At 33.6% G+C, this 18,476-nt stretch carries 16 protein-coding genes; 12 read left to right on the top strand and 4 right to left on the bottom strand.

Annotation, left to right across the window (positions count from 1 at the left end; genetic code table 11):
- From PQ963_00400 to PQ963_00390, 3 genes are all read left to right on the top strand, one after another.
- Positions 1-568: DUF3387 domain-containing protein (locus PQ963_00400; protein MEN4028132.1), on the top strand; the 568-nt coding region annotated here is incomplete at its 5' end.
- A gap of 360 nt (positions 569-928) precedes the next feature.
- Entirely contained in the window at positions 929-3,145 is a 2,217-nt protein-coding gene (locus PQ963_00395) for a pseudomurein-binding repeat-containing protein (GenBank protein ID MEN4028131.1), read from the top strand.
- A gap of 822 nt (positions 3,146-3,967) precedes the next feature.
- Positions 3,968-6,574 (top strand): pseudomurein-binding repeat-containing protein, encoded by a 2,607-nt coding sequence (locus PQ963_00390; GenBank protein ID MEN4028130.1) that lies wholly within the window; start codon positions 3,968-3,970, stop codon positions 6,572-6,574.
- A 110-nt stretch (positions 6,575-6,684) separates the two neighbouring features.
- Here PQ963_00390 and PQ963_00385 read toward each other — a convergent pair whose 3' ends face one another.
- Entirely contained in the window at positions 6,685-7,146 is a 462-nt protein-coding gene (locus PQ963_00385) for an adenylyltransferase/cytidyltransferase family protein (GenBank protein MEN4028129.1), read from the bottom strand.
- Positions 7,147-7,244: 98 nt separating this feature from the next.
- Here PQ963_00385 and PQ963_00380 point away from each other — a divergent pair, with 98 nt between their 5' ends.
- Positions 7,245-8,483 (top strand): putative PEP-binding protein, encoded by a 1,239-nt coding sequence (locus tag PQ963_00380; GenBank protein MEN4028128.1) that lies wholly within the window; start codon positions 7,245-7,247, stop codon positions 8,481-8,483.
- Positions 8,484-8,581: 98 nt separating this feature from the next.
- Here the strand turns inward: PQ963_00380 and hisA are convergent, their stop codons facing one another.
- From hisA to PQ963_00365, 3 genes are all read right to left on the bottom strand, one after another.
- The gene (hisA, locus tag PQ963_00375) at positions 8,582-9,337 is read right to left on the bottom strand and encodes a 1-(5-phosphoribosyl)-5-[(5-phosphoribosylamino)methylideneamino]imidazole-4-carboxamide isomerase (GenBank protein ID MEN4028127.1); all 756 of its coding nucleotides are present in this window, start codon (positions 9,335-9,337) and stop codon (positions 8,582-8,584) included.
- A gap of 104 nt (positions 9,338-9,441) precedes the next feature.
- Positions 9,442-9,870: a response regulator gene (locus PQ963_00370; GenBank protein MEN4028126.1), complete on the bottom strand. Its 429-nt coding sequence runs from the start codon at positions 9,868-9,870 to the stop codon at positions 9,442-9,444.
- 201 nt (positions 9,871-10,071) lie between these two features.
- Positions 10,072-10,299, bottom strand: coding sequence for a hypothetical protein (locus PQ963_00365; protein ID MEN4028125.1), 228 nt, complete (start codon positions 10,297-10,299; stop codon positions 10,072-10,074).
- Positions 10,300-10,593: 294 nt separating this feature from the next.
- On the opposite strand from PQ963_00365, the gene PQ963_00360 reads away from it, so the two are divergent.
- The 8 genes from PQ963_00360 (at position 10,594) to hemL (ending at position 18,462) form a co-directional block, all read left to right on the top strand.
- Positions 10,594-11,013: a hypothetical protein gene (locus PQ963_00360; GenBank protein MEN4028124.1), complete on the top strand. Its 420-nt coding sequence runs from the start codon at positions 10,594-10,596 to the stop codon at positions 11,011-11,013.
- A gap of 90 nt (positions 11,014-11,103) precedes the next feature.
- A complete protein-coding gene (truA, locus tag PQ963_00355; protein ID MEN4028123.1) occupies positions 11,104-11,919 on the top strand; it encodes a tRNA pseudouridine(38-40) synthase TruA in 816 nt (271 codons plus the stop codon).
- A 432-nt stretch (positions 11,920-12,351) separates the two neighbouring features.
- The gene (locus PQ963_00350) at positions 12,352-13,503 is read left to right on the top strand and encodes an NDP-sugar synthase (GenBank protein MEN4028122.1); all 1,152 of its coding nucleotides are present in this window, start codon (positions 12,352-12,354) and stop codon (positions 13,501-13,503) included.
- Positions 13,504-13,594: 91 nt separating this feature from the next.
- The gene (locus tag PQ963_00345) at positions 13,595-14,890 is read left to right on the top strand and encodes a phosphomannomutase (protein MEN4028121.1); all 1,296 of its coding nucleotides are present in this window, start codon (positions 13,595-13,597) and stop codon (positions 14,888-14,890) included.
- Between the two features lie 36 nt (positions 14,891-14,926).
- Entirely contained in the window at positions 14,927-15,157 is a 231-nt protein-coding gene (locus tag PQ963_00340) for a hypothetical protein (protein ID MEN4028120.1), read from the top strand.
- Positions 15,054-16,271 carry a magnesium transporter gene (gene mgtE, locus PQ963_00335; GenBank protein MEN4028119.1) on the top strand — a complete coding sequence of 406 codons (1,218 nt, stop codon included), beginning with the start codon at positions 15,054-15,056 and terminating at the stop codon, positions 16,269-16,271. The genes PQ963_00340 and mgtE overlap by 104 nt, the downstream gene beginning before the upstream one ends.
- Before the next feature lie 285 nt (positions 16,272-16,556).
- Positions 16,557-17,174, top strand: a complete 618-nt coding sequence (locus PQ963_00330; protein ID MEN4028118.1) for a cobalt-precorrin-8 methylmutase — start codon at positions 16,557-16,559, stop codon at positions 17,172-17,174.
- Between the two features lie 31 nt (positions 17,175-17,205).
- Entirely contained in the window at positions 17,206-18,462 is a 1,257-nt protein-coding gene (hemL, locus tag PQ963_00325) for a glutamate-1-semialdehyde 2,1-aminomutase (protein MEN4028117.1), read from the top strand.
- Positions 18,463-18,476 lie beyond the last annotated feature (14 nt).

Below are 18,476 nucleotides of genomic sequence, written 5' to 3'. Positions count from 1 at the left end.
TATTTCCATACTTTCAGATGAATTCCTGCTTGAAGTAAAAGGCATGGAACATAAAAATCTGGCTGTAGAATTACTGAAAAAGCTTTTAAATGATGAAATAAGAAGTAGAAAAAGAAAAAATATAATTGAAGCCAGATTATTTTCTGAAATGCTTGAAAATTCTATTATAAAATATCATAACAAAAGTATTGATGTTATAAAAGTCATCGAAGAATTAATGGAACTTGCAGGGAAAATGAGAAAAGCAAGAGATAGGGGAGAAGAATTAAACTTAACCGAGTACGAAGTTGCTTTTTACGATGCTTTAGAAGTTAATGACAGTGCTGTAAAGGTTTTAGGTGATGAAACACTTCGAGAAATTGCAATAGAGCTTGCTAAAACTATACGTAACAATATAACCATTGACTGGACTTTAAGAGAGAATGTTCAGGCAAAGCTTAGAGTTGCAGTTAAAAGGATTTTAAGGGCTTATGGTTATCCGCCAGATAAACAGAAAAAAGCTGTGGACACTGTTTTAGAGCAGGCGAATTTGATTTGTAGAAATTGGGCTGAGGAAATTGGAAAATAAAATTGTAGTTTAAGAATTATTTTTTCATACTTTTCATAGAAATCTTTCTATCCCTCTTTTAGCAAAGGATAATGATTTAATGCATTGAATAAAATATTTTTTTTGAAACTCCCTAATTAGCTGTTTTTAAACAAATTCAATAAATTATTACAGTTTAAATCTTAAAATAATTATCGATATTCAGCAATCTCTGGCTTTAATTCTCTTTTTGAGGAATTTAAATTTAAAATAAAAGATTATACCTCTGTTTTTTGAAAAATTAAATCAAAAGATTTATATGTCCAGGAAAAACATAATTTATCTGTCAATAACTCCACAATGGTGTTAATTTGACATCTGGAAAAAAGGGGAGGCAGTATAATGAAGCAGTTGTTGTTGCTTGCATTGCTGCTCATTTTTGGTGCAGCATTGTTTAATGTAACCGATATATATGCCGCCACAGAAAATTCACAGATTCCAGAAAATTATACATCAAATCTCAGTATGGTTCAAAAAAATACAACAGACGTGCAAAATAATGTGACCATTCCAAGTTCGGCAGGAGCTGCAGAGGAAAAAGCAGCAGAACCTGCAAGTGATACTTCAGTAGCAAACCCGCAAATAACACAAAATACATCGAATTCAAGCCAGGATAGTGAAGTTAACTTTAACAACAGTAACATAACCAACGTTCAAAATTCTACTGATGCTGCAGGAGATGATAAATATATAAATGTTCGCGGTATCTGGCTAAAAGCTGAAGACGTGGGCATTTTGAATATGGATGAAATAAAGGGAGCAGGAATAACAGATATATTCATTAAATCAAACTTAATAACAGTTCCTACGTATCAAAATGTGCTAACAGCTCTTTTAAACAGGTTGAAAAACACTAATATAAGAGTTCATGCATGGATAACATGCTTTAAGGATGCCAATGGAAACTGGATAGATCCGCAGGGCAGGTACAGTTACACAGTAAAAGTTCCCTATGTTTCGAAAAAATACAGGACAAAGTCCAAAGAATGGTATAAATCCTGGTATAAATCCAGAGGTAAATGGAAATTTAAATGGAGATACCGGTGGGTACACAAATGGAACTACCAGTATGCCTATAGGGATGAGATAAGAACTGGCTATGATACTTCCAGAATCAATTCATTGATAACATCAATTTCAGATATCACACGAAATTATGATGTAGATGGGATCCATCTAGATTATGTGAGATATCCAGGGACAGCCTACAAATATAATGGAACAGCAGTAATAACATCTTTCGTTGAAAATGTTGTAAACACTGTAAAACAGATTAAACCAAAAGTAGCCGTTTCAGCGGCTGTAATGCCTGAACGTAGCCAGAATGGATATTATTACGGGCAAGATTACGCTAAACTTGCACCTTACCTTGATTTCATTGTTCCAATGATTTACAAAGGAAATTACAAGCAGGATACAGAATGGATTGGTTCAACTACAAAATGGATAGCTCAAAACTTTGGTGGAAAACCTGTTTTAGCAGGAATTCAGACATATAAATCAGACAACGATACAACAATTTTACCCGCAGGTGAACTTAAAAAAGACGTTAAATCAGCGATTGAAAATGGTGCATCTGGATATGTATTATTCAGATATGGATTAACCGATAATGATTTCTTTAAAAATTCCAGCGACAATTCAGTAAAATTCAGTGTAAACAGTGTTCTGGAAGCTGCAGCAAGGATTAAATCTTTCATAGATTCCAGTAACAGACTTCCAAATTACGTACAGATAGATTCAAACCAGGTTTCAATGCCTGAAATGTTAAGGATAATGTCAGTGAGTGTCCTGCAACTGGATACTGGAATTAAAACACATGTATCATTTAAAGATGTAAATCCACCTTCACATCCTGGTGGAGACAATATAAACGGACAAATTAATAAAGCAGAGCTCCTGGATATAGCCCAAAGAATTAAATCATTTATAGATTCGGACGGAATTTCCCCAAATTACGTGACAAGTTCTCTTGGAAAAATTCAGTATGAATCAACCATTTACATGATGGCAAAAGTGTTGAACTTCTATAACACAAATAACAGATTACCTGGACACGTTACTTTAGAGCCATGGAAAACTGATTCCATACCAGTGCCTGCTGATTTGCAAAAATACCTTCAAAAAACGGCAAATTGTCAAATAGATGATTATCGCATTAAAGCACTTTCCTCATCGCTAACAAATGGTGCAGGTTCAACCTATAATAAAGGTGTAAAGATCTTTAACTGGGTAAGAGATAACCTGAGCTATTCATTCTACTACAATACCAAATACGGGGCTGTAAACGCATACCGGAACAGGGAGGGTAATTGTGTTGACCACTCGCATTTGTTGATAGCACTTGCCAGAGCAGCGGGAATTCCAGCAAAATACATGCACGGAACATGTACATTTACAAGCGGTAAGGTATACGGACACGTATGGGCACAGTTCTATATAAATGGAAACTGGTATGATGCAGATGCTACAAGTTCCAGAAACACATTTGGCTCTATTAACCACTGGAACAGGAATACAGTGATCATGAAGGGAATTTATTCGGAATTACCCTTCTAATTTTTTTATTTTAAGCTCTTTAAAAACAGAAACACATTTAGTGGTATGAAAGGAGTTGTATTAGCATGGAAAGGAATTTATAGCGTACTATCATTCTAACCCAATTTCTTTTTTTAGGACCAACTTTTTTTCCACTTTTTAAAGTTTTAGATCATTCAACTTCTAATAGAATTTAATACTTTATTATTATATATATTATTTTTAATTATTTTAATATATTATCATTTTCTGGTCCTTTTTAATAAATATTTTTATAAAATTATAAGATAAATGGCATTTTAGAAAATTTATTAGTTTATTTTGAATTAAAACATCTAATTCATTGCTTAATTAATTTTAGAAGCTATTTAAGAATTATAAAATTAAAATAAGTCAATATAGCCAAAAAGACATAAAACCAAAATCCAATTTTTGGTCTTAAATACTTTGAATAGCTATTAATTTCACTTATTTTAAAATTAAAGCTTAAATAGTTTAAGATATCCTTTTAAAATATTATATAACACAATAAATGTTTATAAATAGCAATATTAGTTATTATCCTGTTTTGGATTATTTCAAATATAAGGAAGGGTTAGGGATGATCATGGTCACTGATCCTACTTTTTAAAAACCATTTAAAAAGTTTTAAATCCTAAAAAAAGCTAAAGCAGTCTTTTATTTTTGATTTTGGACCAAAAGATTTATATGCCATAATTCACTATGCACCTTTGTAAATAAAAAACCTTGAATAAGGTTTATATTTACAATTTAGATATAATAGGAGGCGGTATAATCAAGCGACACTCGTTGCTTGTAATGCTGATTATTTGCTTGATAGCAATGTCTACTGTAGGTAGTTCATTCGCTGCAGTAGATAATCAGCAAACAGCGGAAAATATCACAAATTCCGTAAGTATTGAAAAAAATACAACAACAAATGAATACAAATCAGAATCTGTAAAAAATAGCTCTACAGAAACGCAAAAAACAGAGCAAGCCACTGATAAAATACCACAAACTACTGGAAACAGTTCTATAACAGAAAAAACATCACAAAATGAATCAGAAGTAACGCAAACAAATCAAAATACAGAGACTCGCAAAATTTCAGATGCTATTCCAGTCCATCAGACTGTTGATAATTCAAAAATTAGCACAGAAAATGTACAAAATGAATTCAGTCAAGATTCAGTAAATACAGAATCAAGTCAGAATACTGAAGATACAGTAAATCAAGAACCACAGGCTGCAGGTGGGGAAAATTACACCAATATTCGAGGTATCTGGCTAAAAGCTGAAGATGCAGGGAATATCACTGTAGCTGAACTTAAAAATGCCAACATTACAGACATTTTCGTAAAAACCAATCTAATCTCAGCTCCTACTTACCACGGTGTTTTAAAAGATATTTTAAACAAATTCCAGAATTCAGGCATAAGAATTCATGCATGGATAACATGTTTTAAGGATGCTAATGGTAAATGGATTAATCCAGCTAACTCAACCCAGCGTTCTCATCTCTTAAATGCAATTTCAGATATATTAAACTACAACATCAATGGTATACACCTTGATTATGTAAGATATTCTGGAGTTGGAGATAATGCAGCTTACAAACACAATGGAACTGAAGTAATCACCTCATTTGTTAGAGATGTAAAACAGTTGATACAGGCTAAAAAACCAAAGGTAGCGCTTTCAGCAGCGGTAATGCCTGAAGGAGCATCTAATGCAAATCAATACGGGCAGGACTATGGACAACTTGCAAAATACGTTGATTTCCTGGCTCCAATGATCTACAAAGGAAATTATGGGAAAGACACTTCATGGATCGGTACAGCAACAAAATACATTGTTGACCACGCAGTAAATGCAAACGGCAATAAAATACCAGTTTTAGCGGGTCTACAGACATATGTCTCAGATTATGATACAACGCTATTAACTGCAGACGAATTACATAAAGATGTTCAATCTGCTATTGAAAACGGTGCATCTGGATATGTATTATTCAGATATGGACTGATCAGTCAGGACTTTTTAAAACCACCAGCATTTACCTTAAATGAAGTTAAGGACGCAGCAAGCAGGTTAAAGACTTTCATTGAAACCAACAAAAGGCTACCAAACTATGTAACTGTTGCCACAACCAGAGTAAAAATGTCAGATTTCTTAAATTTGATGACTAAAAGTGTTTTACAGTTAAACAATGGAATTACATCACCATTAACACTTAAAAATGTTATGGCACCCCAGAATTCTACAGGATCATTTAAAAGTGGAAGTATCACTAAAACAGCATACATTGACATGACAAATAGAATCAATTCATTCATTGATACAAATGGTCAGGCACCAAACTATGCTACTACCACGCTTGGAAAAATTCCATATGAACATTTAGTCTACATATATTCAAAAATACTCAATTTCCACAATTCCAAAAACAGACTACCAAATTACGTTACAATGGATCCAAATATGAAAATTTCGCCGCCCACTACAGCTGATTTATCAGTGACAAAATTTACAGTGGATCAAATTAAAAAGGCAGCAGCAAATGTGAAAAATTACATTGAAACCAACCACAAACTACCAAACTATGTAACAGTAGGTAACAGTCAGGTTGCAGTATCTGACTTCTTGAGATTACTGGTTATGGGTACAATTGAAGTTAAAGAAGGATCATACGCACTGATATCACTTAAAACAGTGAATGCACCAGCAACACCCAATGAAAACATAAACAAAGGAACCATAGATCAGGCAGGATACATAGATATTGCAAAGAGAGTTAAAGCTTTCATAGATGCAAACGGAGCCCTACCAAATCATGTAACCACTCCTCTTGGCGAAGTGAGGTTTGAATCATTGATTTACATGTTTTCAAAGGTACTAAGCTTCCAGGATGCCAATAGTAGGCTGCCCAATTATGTTTCAGTAGTTCCATGGAGAGAGGTTGCTTCACCCCCAGCGCCACCAGTGCCCGCAGAGTTACAGAAATACCTTGCAGCAACTCTAAACTGCCAGGTAAACGATCCAAAAATCAAAGCGTTAGCAGCTTCAATAACAAATGGCAAAACATCAGCCTACGACAAATCAGTTGCAATCTTCAACTGGGTAAGGGATAACATCAGCTATTCTTTCTACCCTAACACCAGAAGGGGTGCACTAAGAACCTTAAATGATAGAACAGGAAACTGTGTAGATCAAGCCCATCTTTTAATTGCTCTTTCAAGAGCTGCAGGCATCCCTGCAAAATATATGCATGGAAGATGTACATTTACAAGTGGTAACACCTACGGACATGTGTGGGCTGAAGTTTGGGTAAACGGTCGATGGTACAGTGTAGATACTACAAGTTCCAGGAACAGATTCGGCGTAATAAACAACTGGAATACAAAAACAGTCGTTATGAAAGGTAATTATGTATCGCTACCTTTCTAATGACTCATATTTCTTTTTTTTTAAGCATGTTAAAATTAAAAATCAGCACTCACTCTTTACTGAACTCTTTACTGAAAGTTACTGGGTAAATGTATTTTCAGTTGAAATTGTTATTTCACACATTTTTCAGAGATTTTTTGGTCAAATTCCATATTTTTGATCTTGTTTATTATTTTACAGGTACTGTCAAGGGAGGAAATTTTGTATTCAGTAATCTTGATAACGTCTGCATTAATATTCCTCTTTTTAAGGTCTTCTTTGAGCTTAATAATGTCAAATTTTTGATCTGGACCAATAGCAATTATATCTGGATTTATCTCTTCAACAATCCTGAACATGTCTCTTTGATACCCCAAATAAGCTTCATCAACTGGTTTTAACATCTTAACGACTTCAAGGCGCTGTTTTTCATTCACAACAGGTACTCTTTTTCTAGCCCTTACAGTGGAATCTCTTGCAATAACAACAACAAGTCTTGCATCCTCTCCGCCAAGTTTTTTTGCCTCTTCAAGATAAAATCCATGTCCTGGATGTATAATATCAAACGTTCCTGTAGCCATCACTGTTTTCATTCATTCACCTTGTTTTTTATGAAGTTAGAAAATAGAATTGCTTAAACCATGTTTTTATAAAAGTAAATATATTTCTTAAATTAAATAAATTTAACATTATGAAATTATTGAAAGGATTTGGAACCAGTTCTTACATAGGTGTTGGAAAAGTTAGAAAAATAGAAAATGACGAAGATCTATTTAAAATTAAAGAAGGAGAAATTGTAGTAGTTTCCAGAGCCTCAAGAGACATGCTTTTATATCTTCAAAAAGCAGGAGGTGTTGTAACAGATTATGGGGGAATAACAAGCCACGTGGCCATTGTGCTGCGGGAATTGAAAGTCCCCTGTATTGTTGGAACTATAAATGGAACAGATATTTTAGAAGATGGAATGATCGTAACTGTTGATGGAAAAACTGGTAATATATATCTTGGATTCATGGAATTTGAAAGTGAAAAAGAGCTTTTTGAAATTTATAATCCTGCAACAAAGATTAAAGTAAATTTAAATGTTCCTGAAATTGCAGAAAGTGCAGAACCGTTTTCTGATGGTGTTGGATCAATAAGAATTGAAAATATGATTGCAAGAACCTTAAAACATCCTGATTTACTTTTAAAAGAAAACTTACTGGTTGATACCATATACAATGGAGTAAAAAAGATTGCAGATGCATTTTATCCCAAACCAGTCTGGTTTAGAACTTTTGATATACCTACTGATGAGTTAATGTATTTAAAAGGAGGAGATATAGAACCTCATGAGTCAAATCCTCTTTTGGGACTTAGAGGTATACATAAAGATTTAAAAAACATTCATATATTAAAAGCAGAATTTGAGGCCGTTAAGTACCTTATAGAAGAAGGATATGATAATTTAGGTCTTAAAATTCCATTTTCAAGAGATATTTCTGAATATATTTTATTTAAGAAAGTCTTAAGGGAGTGCGGATTAAGACCACATAAAGATATTGATGTTGGTGTTTCTGTTGAAACCCCTTCCGTGGTTTTTACTTTTGATGAGTTTATAAATGAAGGAATGGATTTTATGACTCTTGGAATGAGTGATCTGACCATGTGTGCTCTTGCAGTTGATAGAAGAGGTGTTAAGGTAGCCAAACATTTTAACTTACTGCATCCTGCAGTTTTAAAAATGGTTGAACTTGTTATTAGAAAATGCCATGAAAACGGGATTGAAAGCTGCATCTGTGGACATGCAGGTGGAGATCCAGAAATTGTAAAAAAACTGGTTAGAATGAATATAGGCTGTATCTCCACAAATCCTGATCAGATACTTAAAATACGGAAAACAGTTTATAATACTGAAAATGAGATAATAATGCAGGGAGCCACCTTTTAGTAGATCCAGCACTTTAAAAAAGTCTGTCTCCTTAGGGGCTCTTGATATGTTTCCTCTTTTTTTATAGATGATAATTAATTATATCTGGATGAAATTTCTTAAAGTTTTTGATATTTAAGGGCCTCTTCGAAATTGATCTTACTTTTATATAACGCTGAGCCAATAACAACTCCTGCAGCATCTGTTTTACTGACTTTTTTAATATCTTCAATTGAACTGATCCCCCCAGAATATATAACCGATATATTCACCGCATCTAATAATTCAAGAAGCGGATTAACATCAAATCCTTTTAAAAGGCCTTCATAATCAACATTTGTAAATAATATACTTCCTGCTCCCTGTTCTTCAAATATTTTCCCATACTCAGGGGCACTTCTGGAGGTTTTCTCACTCCACCCCTTTACAACCACCCTGGAATCTTTACTGTCAAGAGCTACAATGATCCGCTCACTTCCAAACTCTCTGGAAAGTTCTTTTACATTTTCAGGGTTTTCTATGGCCATTGTACCTAAAATTACTTTATGAACACCCATCTTAAGCAATCTCACTGCGTCATCTTTAGTTCTTATTCCTCCACCTATCTGTATCGGGATGTTTACAACGTTTAATATTTTCTTTATTACTTCTACATTTTTTTTCTTATCTCCAAATGCTCCATCCAGGTCAATTAAGTGTAATATTCTGGCACCCCTATTTTCCCAGTCTTTTGCAACGTTATGCGGGTTTTCTATAACAACCTGTTCAGTGCCAGGTTTTCCTTGAACTAACTGGACGCATTTGCCGTTTTTAATGTCAACTGCCGGGATAATTAACGTTGATTTCTTTGAAATAGGATTTTTAATGTTTTTCATATTGATCACTGTTCAATGGTATTTTTAGATCTCACAGGTTTATATTTTATACTTGCACCCATGATAACATGTGGATCATAGATTTTTAAAGGTTTAAAAAAGAATTACGGTAATTTCAGCATGTTAAACCAGTAATCTTCAAGATTTTTCATAGTTTCAATAAAACGGCCCACATTAGCTGGTTTAACTATATAAGAGTTGGCATGCTGGGCATAAGTTTTGTAAATATCTTCCTGGGAGCTGGATGTAGTTAAAATAACCACAGGGATATGTTTTAAATCATCATCATCCTTAATTTCTTTTAGAACTTCCCTTCCATCTTTTCGAGGTAGATTTAAGTCCAGTAAAATTAAATCTGGAACAGGCGCCTCTTTATAATTTTCGCCATGTTTTAAAAATTCCATGGCCTCTATACCGTCTTTAACTATATTAAGTTTGGTATTTATCTCTGATTCTTTAAAAGCCTCTTCTACTAAACGTATATCAGCAGGGTTGTCTTCTACAAGCAGAATGATAAATGTTCTGATTAACATGTTCCTAAATATTTATTAACGTTATTCAATAAATACCTATTTAATGACCTTAAAAAAAATTATGCATTTAAATATTTTTTTTAGATATGTCGCATATATCTATTGCTTTATCCAAATTAAATTTCACAGTTGAACTTTAAATTCAGACTGTAAATTAATTTATTAAGAGTTTCAAAGTTAATCCCTGAATCAAAAAAGCTATTACTTGCTATTTTTCAACGCAATTTTACTTGTAACCATGGTTTTAGCAGATAAGAGGTTTCTGTCCTTTCCACCATGCTTTTCAATTTCTGCTTCTATTTTCTGGAGTAAAGATTCAAGCCCTTCAATTTTACAATTGTTTATTTCGTCTATAAGATTATCATATAAATTGCCATTTTTTTTGTTTTTACGAGTATTTTGGTTTCTAAATAATCCCATTTCAGTCATACCTCTCAATTTTTTTATGAGTTTATATATTGTACCATTAAGTATTTAGTTTTTTTTATTGGAACACCTGATTTTTTACATTGAAAGTGGTGTAATGGTATAAATGACAATTAAAGAAAATAATGAAATTTCATTTTCTCTATTAAAAATACAATTTCTATTTTACTTCATGACAATGAAAACATTGAGAAAATGCAACAAATTTTTATTATTATGTTTACAAAAATAATAAATAATTCATCCACTTAAAAGGAATAACTGAATCTATACTAGAAGCCATTAGGAGGAAAAAGCATGAAATCTTTAGAGATAACTGGAAATATGGATTCTAGAAGAAAACTTCTAATGAGTTTGTTCTGGACAAACAGAAAGGGTGTTAGAACTGAAGGTTGTGCACCATTTTTAATAGAAAAAATAACTATAGATGACAACACTTATGTTGCAGAAGAAAAAAAATTCCTTAAATTATCTGAAAACATTCTAAACGAAATTTTAGATAAAATAGAGAGTAATAAATTGGTTAAATTTAAAATAAAACTTGGGGAAGAAGACATTATGCTCACTTTTAAGGGAAACCTGTTTTCTGTAGAAACAACTAAATCTAAAGACTTAGAAGATGAAATAATTGAAAAATTAAAGGATGAGAAAGGAAGGAAGTATCCAAACATTTGTTTTTCATTTCCTCCAAGAGTTGGAATTCGTAAATATCCTTAACTATCTAATATTTTTTAAATCATTCATTCGTTAAGGCACCGGCAAAAATTTAAATATTTCAGTTGATTTATACGCTGTACTGGTGAAAGCATGCAAAAAGTGGCTTTAAAAGTAGCTTACATAGGAACAGATTTCCACGGTTTTCAAAGACAGCCCCATCATAAAACTGTAGAGGGCGAACTAATTTCCGCATTAAAGCAATCTGGTTTAATAAATAACTTAAAAGATTGTGGATACGCTATTTCAGGAAGGACGGATCAGGGGGTACACGCCCTTGGAAATGTTATCTCTTTTAGAACATCCAGAGATGTAAAAATTAACCTTATTAATGATTTACTACCACGAAGTATACGTATTTTGGCTTTGGCAGGAGTTCCCTTTGGATTTAAACCAAGATATGCAAAAAGCAGGCATTACAGGTATATAATTGCTAATGGGGCAGATCTTGACTTAGAGGAAATTAAATATGTATCGTCGTTGATTCAGGGCACACATGATTTTTCTAATTTTTCCAAACGAAGCGAAAGAAATCCTGTAAGAACTGTTGAAAACATTGAAATATCCTTAAATGAAGACCTTTTAATAATTGATGTATTTGGAGAAAGTTTTCTCTGGAATATGGTTAGAAAAATCGCTTCAGCATTATTTATGGTAGGATCAAAGCAGATAGATGTCGATGATATTCAAAAATTTTTAGATCCTTCATTTCACGCTGCTATTGCCCCCATGGCTCCGGAAGGTCTTATTTTAATGGATACTATCTATGAAGGTGTAAATTTTAAATACGATAAATATGCTACAGAAAAGTTTTTATCAACCCTTGAAGGAGAGTATCTGTACAGCAGAACAATTGCAGCAGCACAAAAAGCAATGATGGATAATTTGCATTTAACAGATTTTGAATAACAGGATTTCAAATTACGATCATACGATCCTGGGCTTCTTTTTTTAAAAAACAGTTTTTATTTATGTATTTGTCTGGTTGGTTTATAACTGAAGTATTAATCGTAACCATATTTTTTCATTACTAAAAACAAATATAATATGCCTTAAAATACTAAATTAATTATATTTCCATTTTTAAACGGTTTATATATGTTTATTTATCTTAATTTATCTAAAAAATAATTATATAAGCTTTGTAATGTTAAATTTAGTTTATTAGCATGTTTTATAACCATTAGAATAACAGATTAAAAAAAGAAATTATATCCTCTTTTTAACTTCAAGAAAGGATATTTACATTTTATTTATTCATACGATAAATATTTAAGTACATTTGATTATATAATAATAACACTTCATAAAATAACAAAAGGTGATAATATAAAAACAATAATGATGGCCGGCGGAAAAGGGACGCGATTAAGACCTTTAACCCTTGTTAGGCCTAAGCCCATGATTCCATTAGTAAATAAGCCCATAATTAAATATACAGTAGATAGATTAAGTAAATTTGGATTTAAAGATATAATAATGACTTTAAACTACATGTCCACCCATATAAAGAACTATTTTAAAGACGGTTCCAGGTTTGGCGTGGATATAAAATATTCAGTTGAAAAATGGCCTCTTGGAACTGGGGGGAGTGTAAAAAAAGCAGAAAAGTACATTGACGATACATTTATGGTTGTAAGTGGAGACGTTCTTACAGATGTTGATTTTAAAGATGTTTTAAAGTTTCATAAAGAAAAAGGTGCTTTAGCAACAATGGTATTAACTGAAGTTGAAGATCCATCCCACTTTGGTATTGCAGTGATGGATAAAGAAAATAAAATAACAGAGTATTTAGAAAAACCATCCCCTGAAGAAGCTTTTAGCAATGTGGCCAATACAGGAATTTACATCTTCCAACCTGAAATATTCGATTTCTTCGAAAAAGAGGAAGGAAATGAAGAGGTGGACTTTTCTAAGGATATATTTCCTGAAATTATAAAAAAGGATGCAGGAATATATGGATATGTTTTTAACGGCTACTGGAATGATGTTGGAAGACCAGAATCATTTATGCAGGCAACTTATGACATACTGGACCAGAAAATGGAGCAGAGTTTCTACAAATCTAAAATAGAAGAGGGAGTAGGAAAAATAGGAAATATCTGGGTTGGAGAAAATGTTGCCATTGACAAAAAGGCAAGAATAGAAGGTCCTGTAGTAATTGGAGACAACTGTAACATTGAAAAAGGATGTAAAATATCAAGAGGAAGTGTTATAGGAGATAACGTTTCAATAGGAAAAGATGTAAAAGTTGATGGTTCAGTAATCCTCTCTGATAGTATTATAGAAGATAATTCATTCCTATCAGAATGTATAATAGATACTAAATGCCTTATTGACAAAAACACTATTTTAGAAAGTGGTGTTGTTGCCGGAAGCCTGGTGGAAATAGGTGAAAATAGTATTGTCCGATCGTCACGCTCAATATCAAATAACATGAAAATTTTACCAGGTTCAATAATTGATACTGACTATAAAATGGAGGCAAAATAGTCTTAAAGATTATATACTACTTATTTTTCCAAAATGTATTATATTTTTTTTATTTTAATGAAAAACTAATTTAAATCTCTCAGGGGGTAAAATGTCCATTTATATTCAAGAAATTCGTGGAGTGGTGAATTGGGAGATAACAAATGAATTTGCTTCAAATCTTGGTAACATCATAGGTAATTACATAGGGCATGAAAAGAAGGTAATAGCTGGAAGAGATATAAATGACTCATCGCAGATGATAAAACGGTCACTTACTGCAGGTATACTTGCATCAGGGATCGATGTAATGGATTTTGGGATAGCCCCCATACCTGTAGTGCACTATGGTGCTGATATTTATAATGCAGATGTTATGGTCACAATAACAGCATCTCACACTCATCCCGAAGAAATTGATATAAAAGTATTCAGTGATCATGAAATACCAATGACACAAAGGCATGCAGAAAAAGCAGCCCCTGGTAAAATAGGCAGACTTTATTATGTCCATGATTACGTTCCTAAATATTTGAATGCTGTTTTAGATCGTATTGAAAAAGATTTAATAAGCAGTATGTCTCCAAAAGTGGTTTTAGACTGTGCAAATGGTACTGTTGTGCCATTTTTACCTGAAATTTTAAGCAGACTGGGATCAGAGGCAATTCTTTTCGGCTGTCAGCCTACAGGTTTAAGCGCCAAAAAATTTGCAGAACCCACCCCTGAAAGTATTTCCATGGTTTCAGGTATTGTAAGTGCTGTAGGAGCAGATATGGGAATTGCAATGGATAACGACGGCGATAGAGTAGTATTCATTGACGAAAAAGGAAATATAATAAGAGATCAAACCATAATGGCATTACTTGCAAGGGAATCATTAATTGAAAACCCGGGAGGGGCAGTGGTTGCCTCAAGTACTGCATCAATGTCTTTAGATGAAATAGTAAATGATTATGGCGGTAAACTCATAAAAGTTCCTTTAGATAACATTTTAGAAGAAATAGTTAAGAATAAAGCCGTATTTGGTGGTGATGATTCTGGAATGTATGTTTTTCCAGAGTTTCAAAAGTGTTTTGATGCCATCTTCACCGCTGTTAAAATGCTGGAAACAGTATGCAAACACAACACAACGCTTTCAGCAATGATAAAAGAAATACCTGAGTATCCAAGAACAGTATTTTCTGTAGAAGTTGAGCATGAAAAGAAAAATGAAGTGTTAAACAATTTAAAAGATAATTTGAGTCAAAAAGGTAAAATTGAGACCATTGATGGAATAAAAGTACAGGAGAGTGATTCATTTGTGCTCGTGCGGCCTTCCAGATTTGAGCCGTTAATAAGAGTATATATTGAAGCCAGATCTTCTGGAAAGCTTCAAAAATTAAGTCATGATATAAAAAAAATGATTTAAAGCAGAGATTATCAGCAGCAAATGACAGGGTGTATAATGATGTATGCTCCAGAAGAAAAGGCCCGGATAATCAGGGACTATATTTTCCATAATGAGGAGGATAAATTAGCACAATTTGCTGAGGATAATCATCCTGCCGACCTGGCTGAGGCCATAAGCGATCTTGAAAGAGAAGAGAGGATCAGTTTTTTTTTCTATTATCAGTCCCAAGAAAGCTGCTCTTGTCTTGCCAAAGATGGGGCCAGTGTTAAGAAAGGAGCTACTTGAAAAGATAGAAGAAACATTTCTCTCCCGTATTTTAAAGGAGATGTCTTCTCATGATGCAACCGATATCTTAGAAGAACTTCCTGAAAATTGGGTGCAGCAGTTACTTGACCTCATGAAGCGGGAGAAAGCAGAAAGCATTGCTAAACTGTTAGGATACAAAGAAAATACTGCAGGAAGAATAATGACCCTTGATTTCTTCTCTCTTCCTTCAAAGATGAGCGTTGCTGAAGCAATAGAGGAATTGCGGAAAACAGATGTCCATCACATTTCTTATATATACATTGTTGATGACAGTTATCTTATTGGTGTCCTTTCACTAAGAGCCTTGGTTGTTGCCGCCCCAAACATCAAACTATACACAATTGCCAATAAGGACATTGTGCGTGTAACCGTTGATGTTGATCAGGAAGAGGTGGCAAATTTAGTTAGAAAGTATAACCTTCGGGCAATCCCTGTTGTTTTGAGAACAAATAAGCTGGTTGGAATAGTGACAGTTGATAACATACTGGACATTGTTACTGAAGAAGCCAGCGAAGACATTTACTATATGGCCGGGGTAAGGGGCATAAATGAAGATGGTCTGCTTCATCGCTCTATTCCTAATGCGGTATATTTGCGCTTACCAATTCTTATAGTCTGTCTTATAGGGGGAACTGTTGCTGCTGGAATAATTGGAGTATTTGAAGATACTTTAGCCGCTTTAGTTATACTCGCTGCTTTTATACCTGTAATTATGGATATGGGAGGGAATGTAGGAACACAGTCTTCAACAATTGTTACCCGAGGATTAGCTACCGGGAGCGTGGACATAAAGGTTGTCTGGAGTCTTCTGTGGCGAGAGTTGCGTATAGGAGTATTAATTGGAGCTATCAGCGGATTTGCTGTTGGGATAATTGCTCAAATATGGAAAGGAATTCCAGATTTGGGGATAGTAGTAGGAATTTCAATGATAGTGACGATTACTGTAGCTGCCGTTGCCGGAGCGTTTTTTCCAATTTTTTTCGAGCGCATTGGAGTAGATCCAGCGATAGCCAGTGGTCCTGTAATCACATCTGTCAAAGACATTACCGGACTTTTTATATACTTTAGCACAGCCACTTTGTTAATATTATGAGTTTTGAAGACCTTACACGACTTTTTTATATATAGCAGAGATTTCGAGATTTCATTTAATCAGTGGGGAAGTTATATGCTTTCTAATATAAATTTTACAGTTAAATACTTTAAAAAATCATTATAAACCATTCAGGATGTATTTTTACAAACCAACTTCAATAATGTTAAAAGAGAATAATTCCTGAAAAACAGGTGGAAATATAGCACCTGAAAAGTTTTTTATATTTAAATGATGAAACTCTTTAATAGAAAATTTTTGGATAAAATTTTTAAACGTGAAAATATGTTTATGGGTGCATCAACAAAGCAGGGCTATGGTATAGCGTCAAAGAGCAGAAAAATAGTAAGGGCATTAATAGGCGATAAAATAAAGGATCTTTCTCCTGATGAACAGATTATAATTGAGAGAATTGTTCACTCAACAGCAGACCCAGAATATGCAGAAATTACCAGAATATCTCCTGATTTTGTTTTAGAAAGTGTTAAAGCCATAGAAGCTCAAAAGGATATTTTAACAGATATAAATATGGTACGGGCAGGCATAAATAAATACTCTGGGAAAATAAAGTGCTATATAACTCATGAAGAAGCTCTAAAAATTGCAAAAGAAGAACAGATTACCCGTGCAGCAGCAGCGATTCGCGTAGCACATGATAAAGGCTTTGATGGCATCATAGCTATTGGAAATGCACCAACAGCTCTTTTTGAGGCTATAGATCTGGTTGAAAATCAGGGAATGAAGGTTGATTCAATTATAGGAGTTCCTGTAGGATTTGTGGGGGCTGCTGAATCAAAAGATTTTCTTAAAAAAACAAAAATCCCTAACATTATAACTGAAGGACCTAAAGGCGGGACTCCAGTTGCAGTTGCAGTTACAAATTCAATTATTGGGCTTAAATAGTGTTAATTTTTACTAATATGGGAGCAAAAAAATGAAATCAGAAGAATTATTTAAGGAAGCTAAAAATTACCTGCCAGGAGGGGTTGATTCACCAGTAAGAGCATATAAACCCTTTCCTTTCTTTGTAAGGTATGGAAAAGGATCAAAAATCTTCGATGTGGATGGAAATGATTACATAGACTACTGCCTTGCCTATGGTCCCCTTGTTCTTGGCCATGCGAATTATAAAATTGTTAGTGAAGTTAAAAAGCAGTTAGAGAATGGAACAGCTTTTGGAGTTCCTGCAGAAAAGGAAATAGAACTTGCTAAGCTTGTAATTGAAAAAGTACCGTGTGCTGAAATGGTTAGATTTGTAAATTCAGGTACTGAAGCTACAATGAGTGCAATAAGACTTGCAAGAGCAGCGACTGGGAAGAAGAAAATTGTTAAATTTGAAGGATCCTATCACGGTGCACATGACAGTGTTCTTGTAAAATCAGGTTCTGGTGCAGTTGGATTACCTGATTCACCAGGGATTCCAGAGGAAACAACAAAAAATACTGTATTGATTCCTTTTAATGATGAAGAGGCCCTGCTTGATTTAGTTAAAAAAGAAGATGATATTGCTGCCATAATTGTAGAGCCAGTAATGGCTAATATAGGATGCATCACTCCAAAAAACGGATATTTAAAATTTTTACGTAAAATAACTGAGGAAAGTAATATAATTCTTATATTCGATGAAGTAATAACTGGTTTCAGGATTGCAGAAGGTGGAGCGCAGGAATATTTTGATGTTACTCCTGATCTGGTCACTCTTGGAAAAATTCTTGGTGGAGGCTTCCCTATGGGAGCTTTAGCAGGTAAAAAGGATTTAATGGAAATGATAGCACCATCGGGAAGTGTATATCAGGCAGGAACATTTAATGGAAATCCAGTATCTGTTACAGCAGGCCTTGCAATGTTAAAAGAACTGAACAGTGGGTTCTACAATAAACTAAATAAAAAGGGAAATAAAATGAGGAAAGGATTAAGGAATATTCTTTATGATAACAGCATTGATTATAAAGTTGCAGGATTAAGTTCCATGTTCCAGGTATATTTTACTGAGGAAGAAGTATACGATTATACCAGTGCAAAATCTGCAGATACAGAAAAATTCAGCCAGTATTTCCATGAATTACTTAAAAATGGAGTGTTCATTCCTCCGTCACAATTTGAGTGCTGTTTCCTTTCTTCAATGCATAATAATGAAGAAATAGAGAGAACTCTTGAAATTACAGGTTCAGCATTAAAATTAATAAAATAAAATTAGATATTTTC

The organism is Methanobacterium sp., assembly GCA_039666455.1.
In the GTDB taxonomy this organism is placed as follows: domain Archaea; phylum Methanobacteriota; class Methanobacteria; order Methanobacteriales; family Methanobacteriaceae; genus Methanobacterium_D.
The sequence above is the reverse complement of the archived record's forward strand: the minus strand, read 5'-3'. Positions and strand labels throughout refer to the sequence as shown.

Coding starts and splice junctions, on each gene's coding strand:
- hisA (MEN4028127.1), bottom strand. CDS start 9,337: ATGAAAAACATTAAAAATCCTATTTCAAAGAAATCAACGTTAATTATC.
- hemL (MEN4028117.1), top strand. CDS start 17,206: ATGAAATCAGAAGAATTATTTAAGGAAGCTAAAAATTACCTGCCAGGA.
- PQ963_00340 (MEN4028120.1), top strand. CDS start 14,927: ATGATGTATGCTCCAGAAGAAAAGGCCCGGATAATCAGGGACTATATT.
- PQ963_00395 (MEN4028131.1), top strand. CDS start 929: ATGAAGCAGTTGTTGTTGCTTGCATTGCTGCTCATTTTTGGTGCAGCA.
- PQ963_00360 (MEN4028124.1), top strand. CDS start 10,594: ATGAAATCTTTAGAGATAACTGGAAATATGGATTCTAGAAGAAAACTT.
- PQ963_00390 (MEN4028130.1), top strand. CDS start 3,968: ATGTCTACTGTAGGTAGTTCATTCGCTGCAGTAGATAATCAGCAAACA.
- PQ963_00350 (MEN4028122.1), top strand. CDS start 12,352: ATGATGGCCGGCGGAAAAGGGACGCGATTAAGACCTTTAACCCTTGTT.
- PQ963_00380 (MEN4028128.1), top strand. CDS start 7,245: ATGAAATTATTGAAAGGATTTGGAACCAGTTCTTACATAGGTGTTGGA.
- PQ963_00370 (MEN4028126.1), bottom strand. CDS start 9,870: ATGTTAATCAGAACATTTATCATTCTGCTTGTAGAAGACAACCCTGCT.
- PQ963_00385 (MEN4028129.1), bottom strand. CDS start 7,146: ATGAAAACAGTGATGGCTACAGGAACGTTTGATATTATACATCCAGGA.
- PQ963_00330 (MEN4028118.1), top strand. CDS start 16,557: ATGTTTATGGGTGCATCAACAAAGCAGGGCTATGGTATAGCGTCAAAG.
- PQ963_00365 (MEN4028125.1), bottom strand. CDS start 10,299: ATGACTGAAATGGGATTATTTAGAAACCAAAATACTCGTAAAAACAAA.
- PQ963_00345 (MEN4028121.1), top strand. CDS start 13,595: ATGTCCATTTATATTCAAGAAATTCGTGGAGTGGTGAATTGGGAGATA.
- truA (MEN4028123.1), top strand. CDS start 11,104: ATGCAAAAAGTGGCTTTAAAAGTAGCTTACATAGGAACAGATTTCCAC.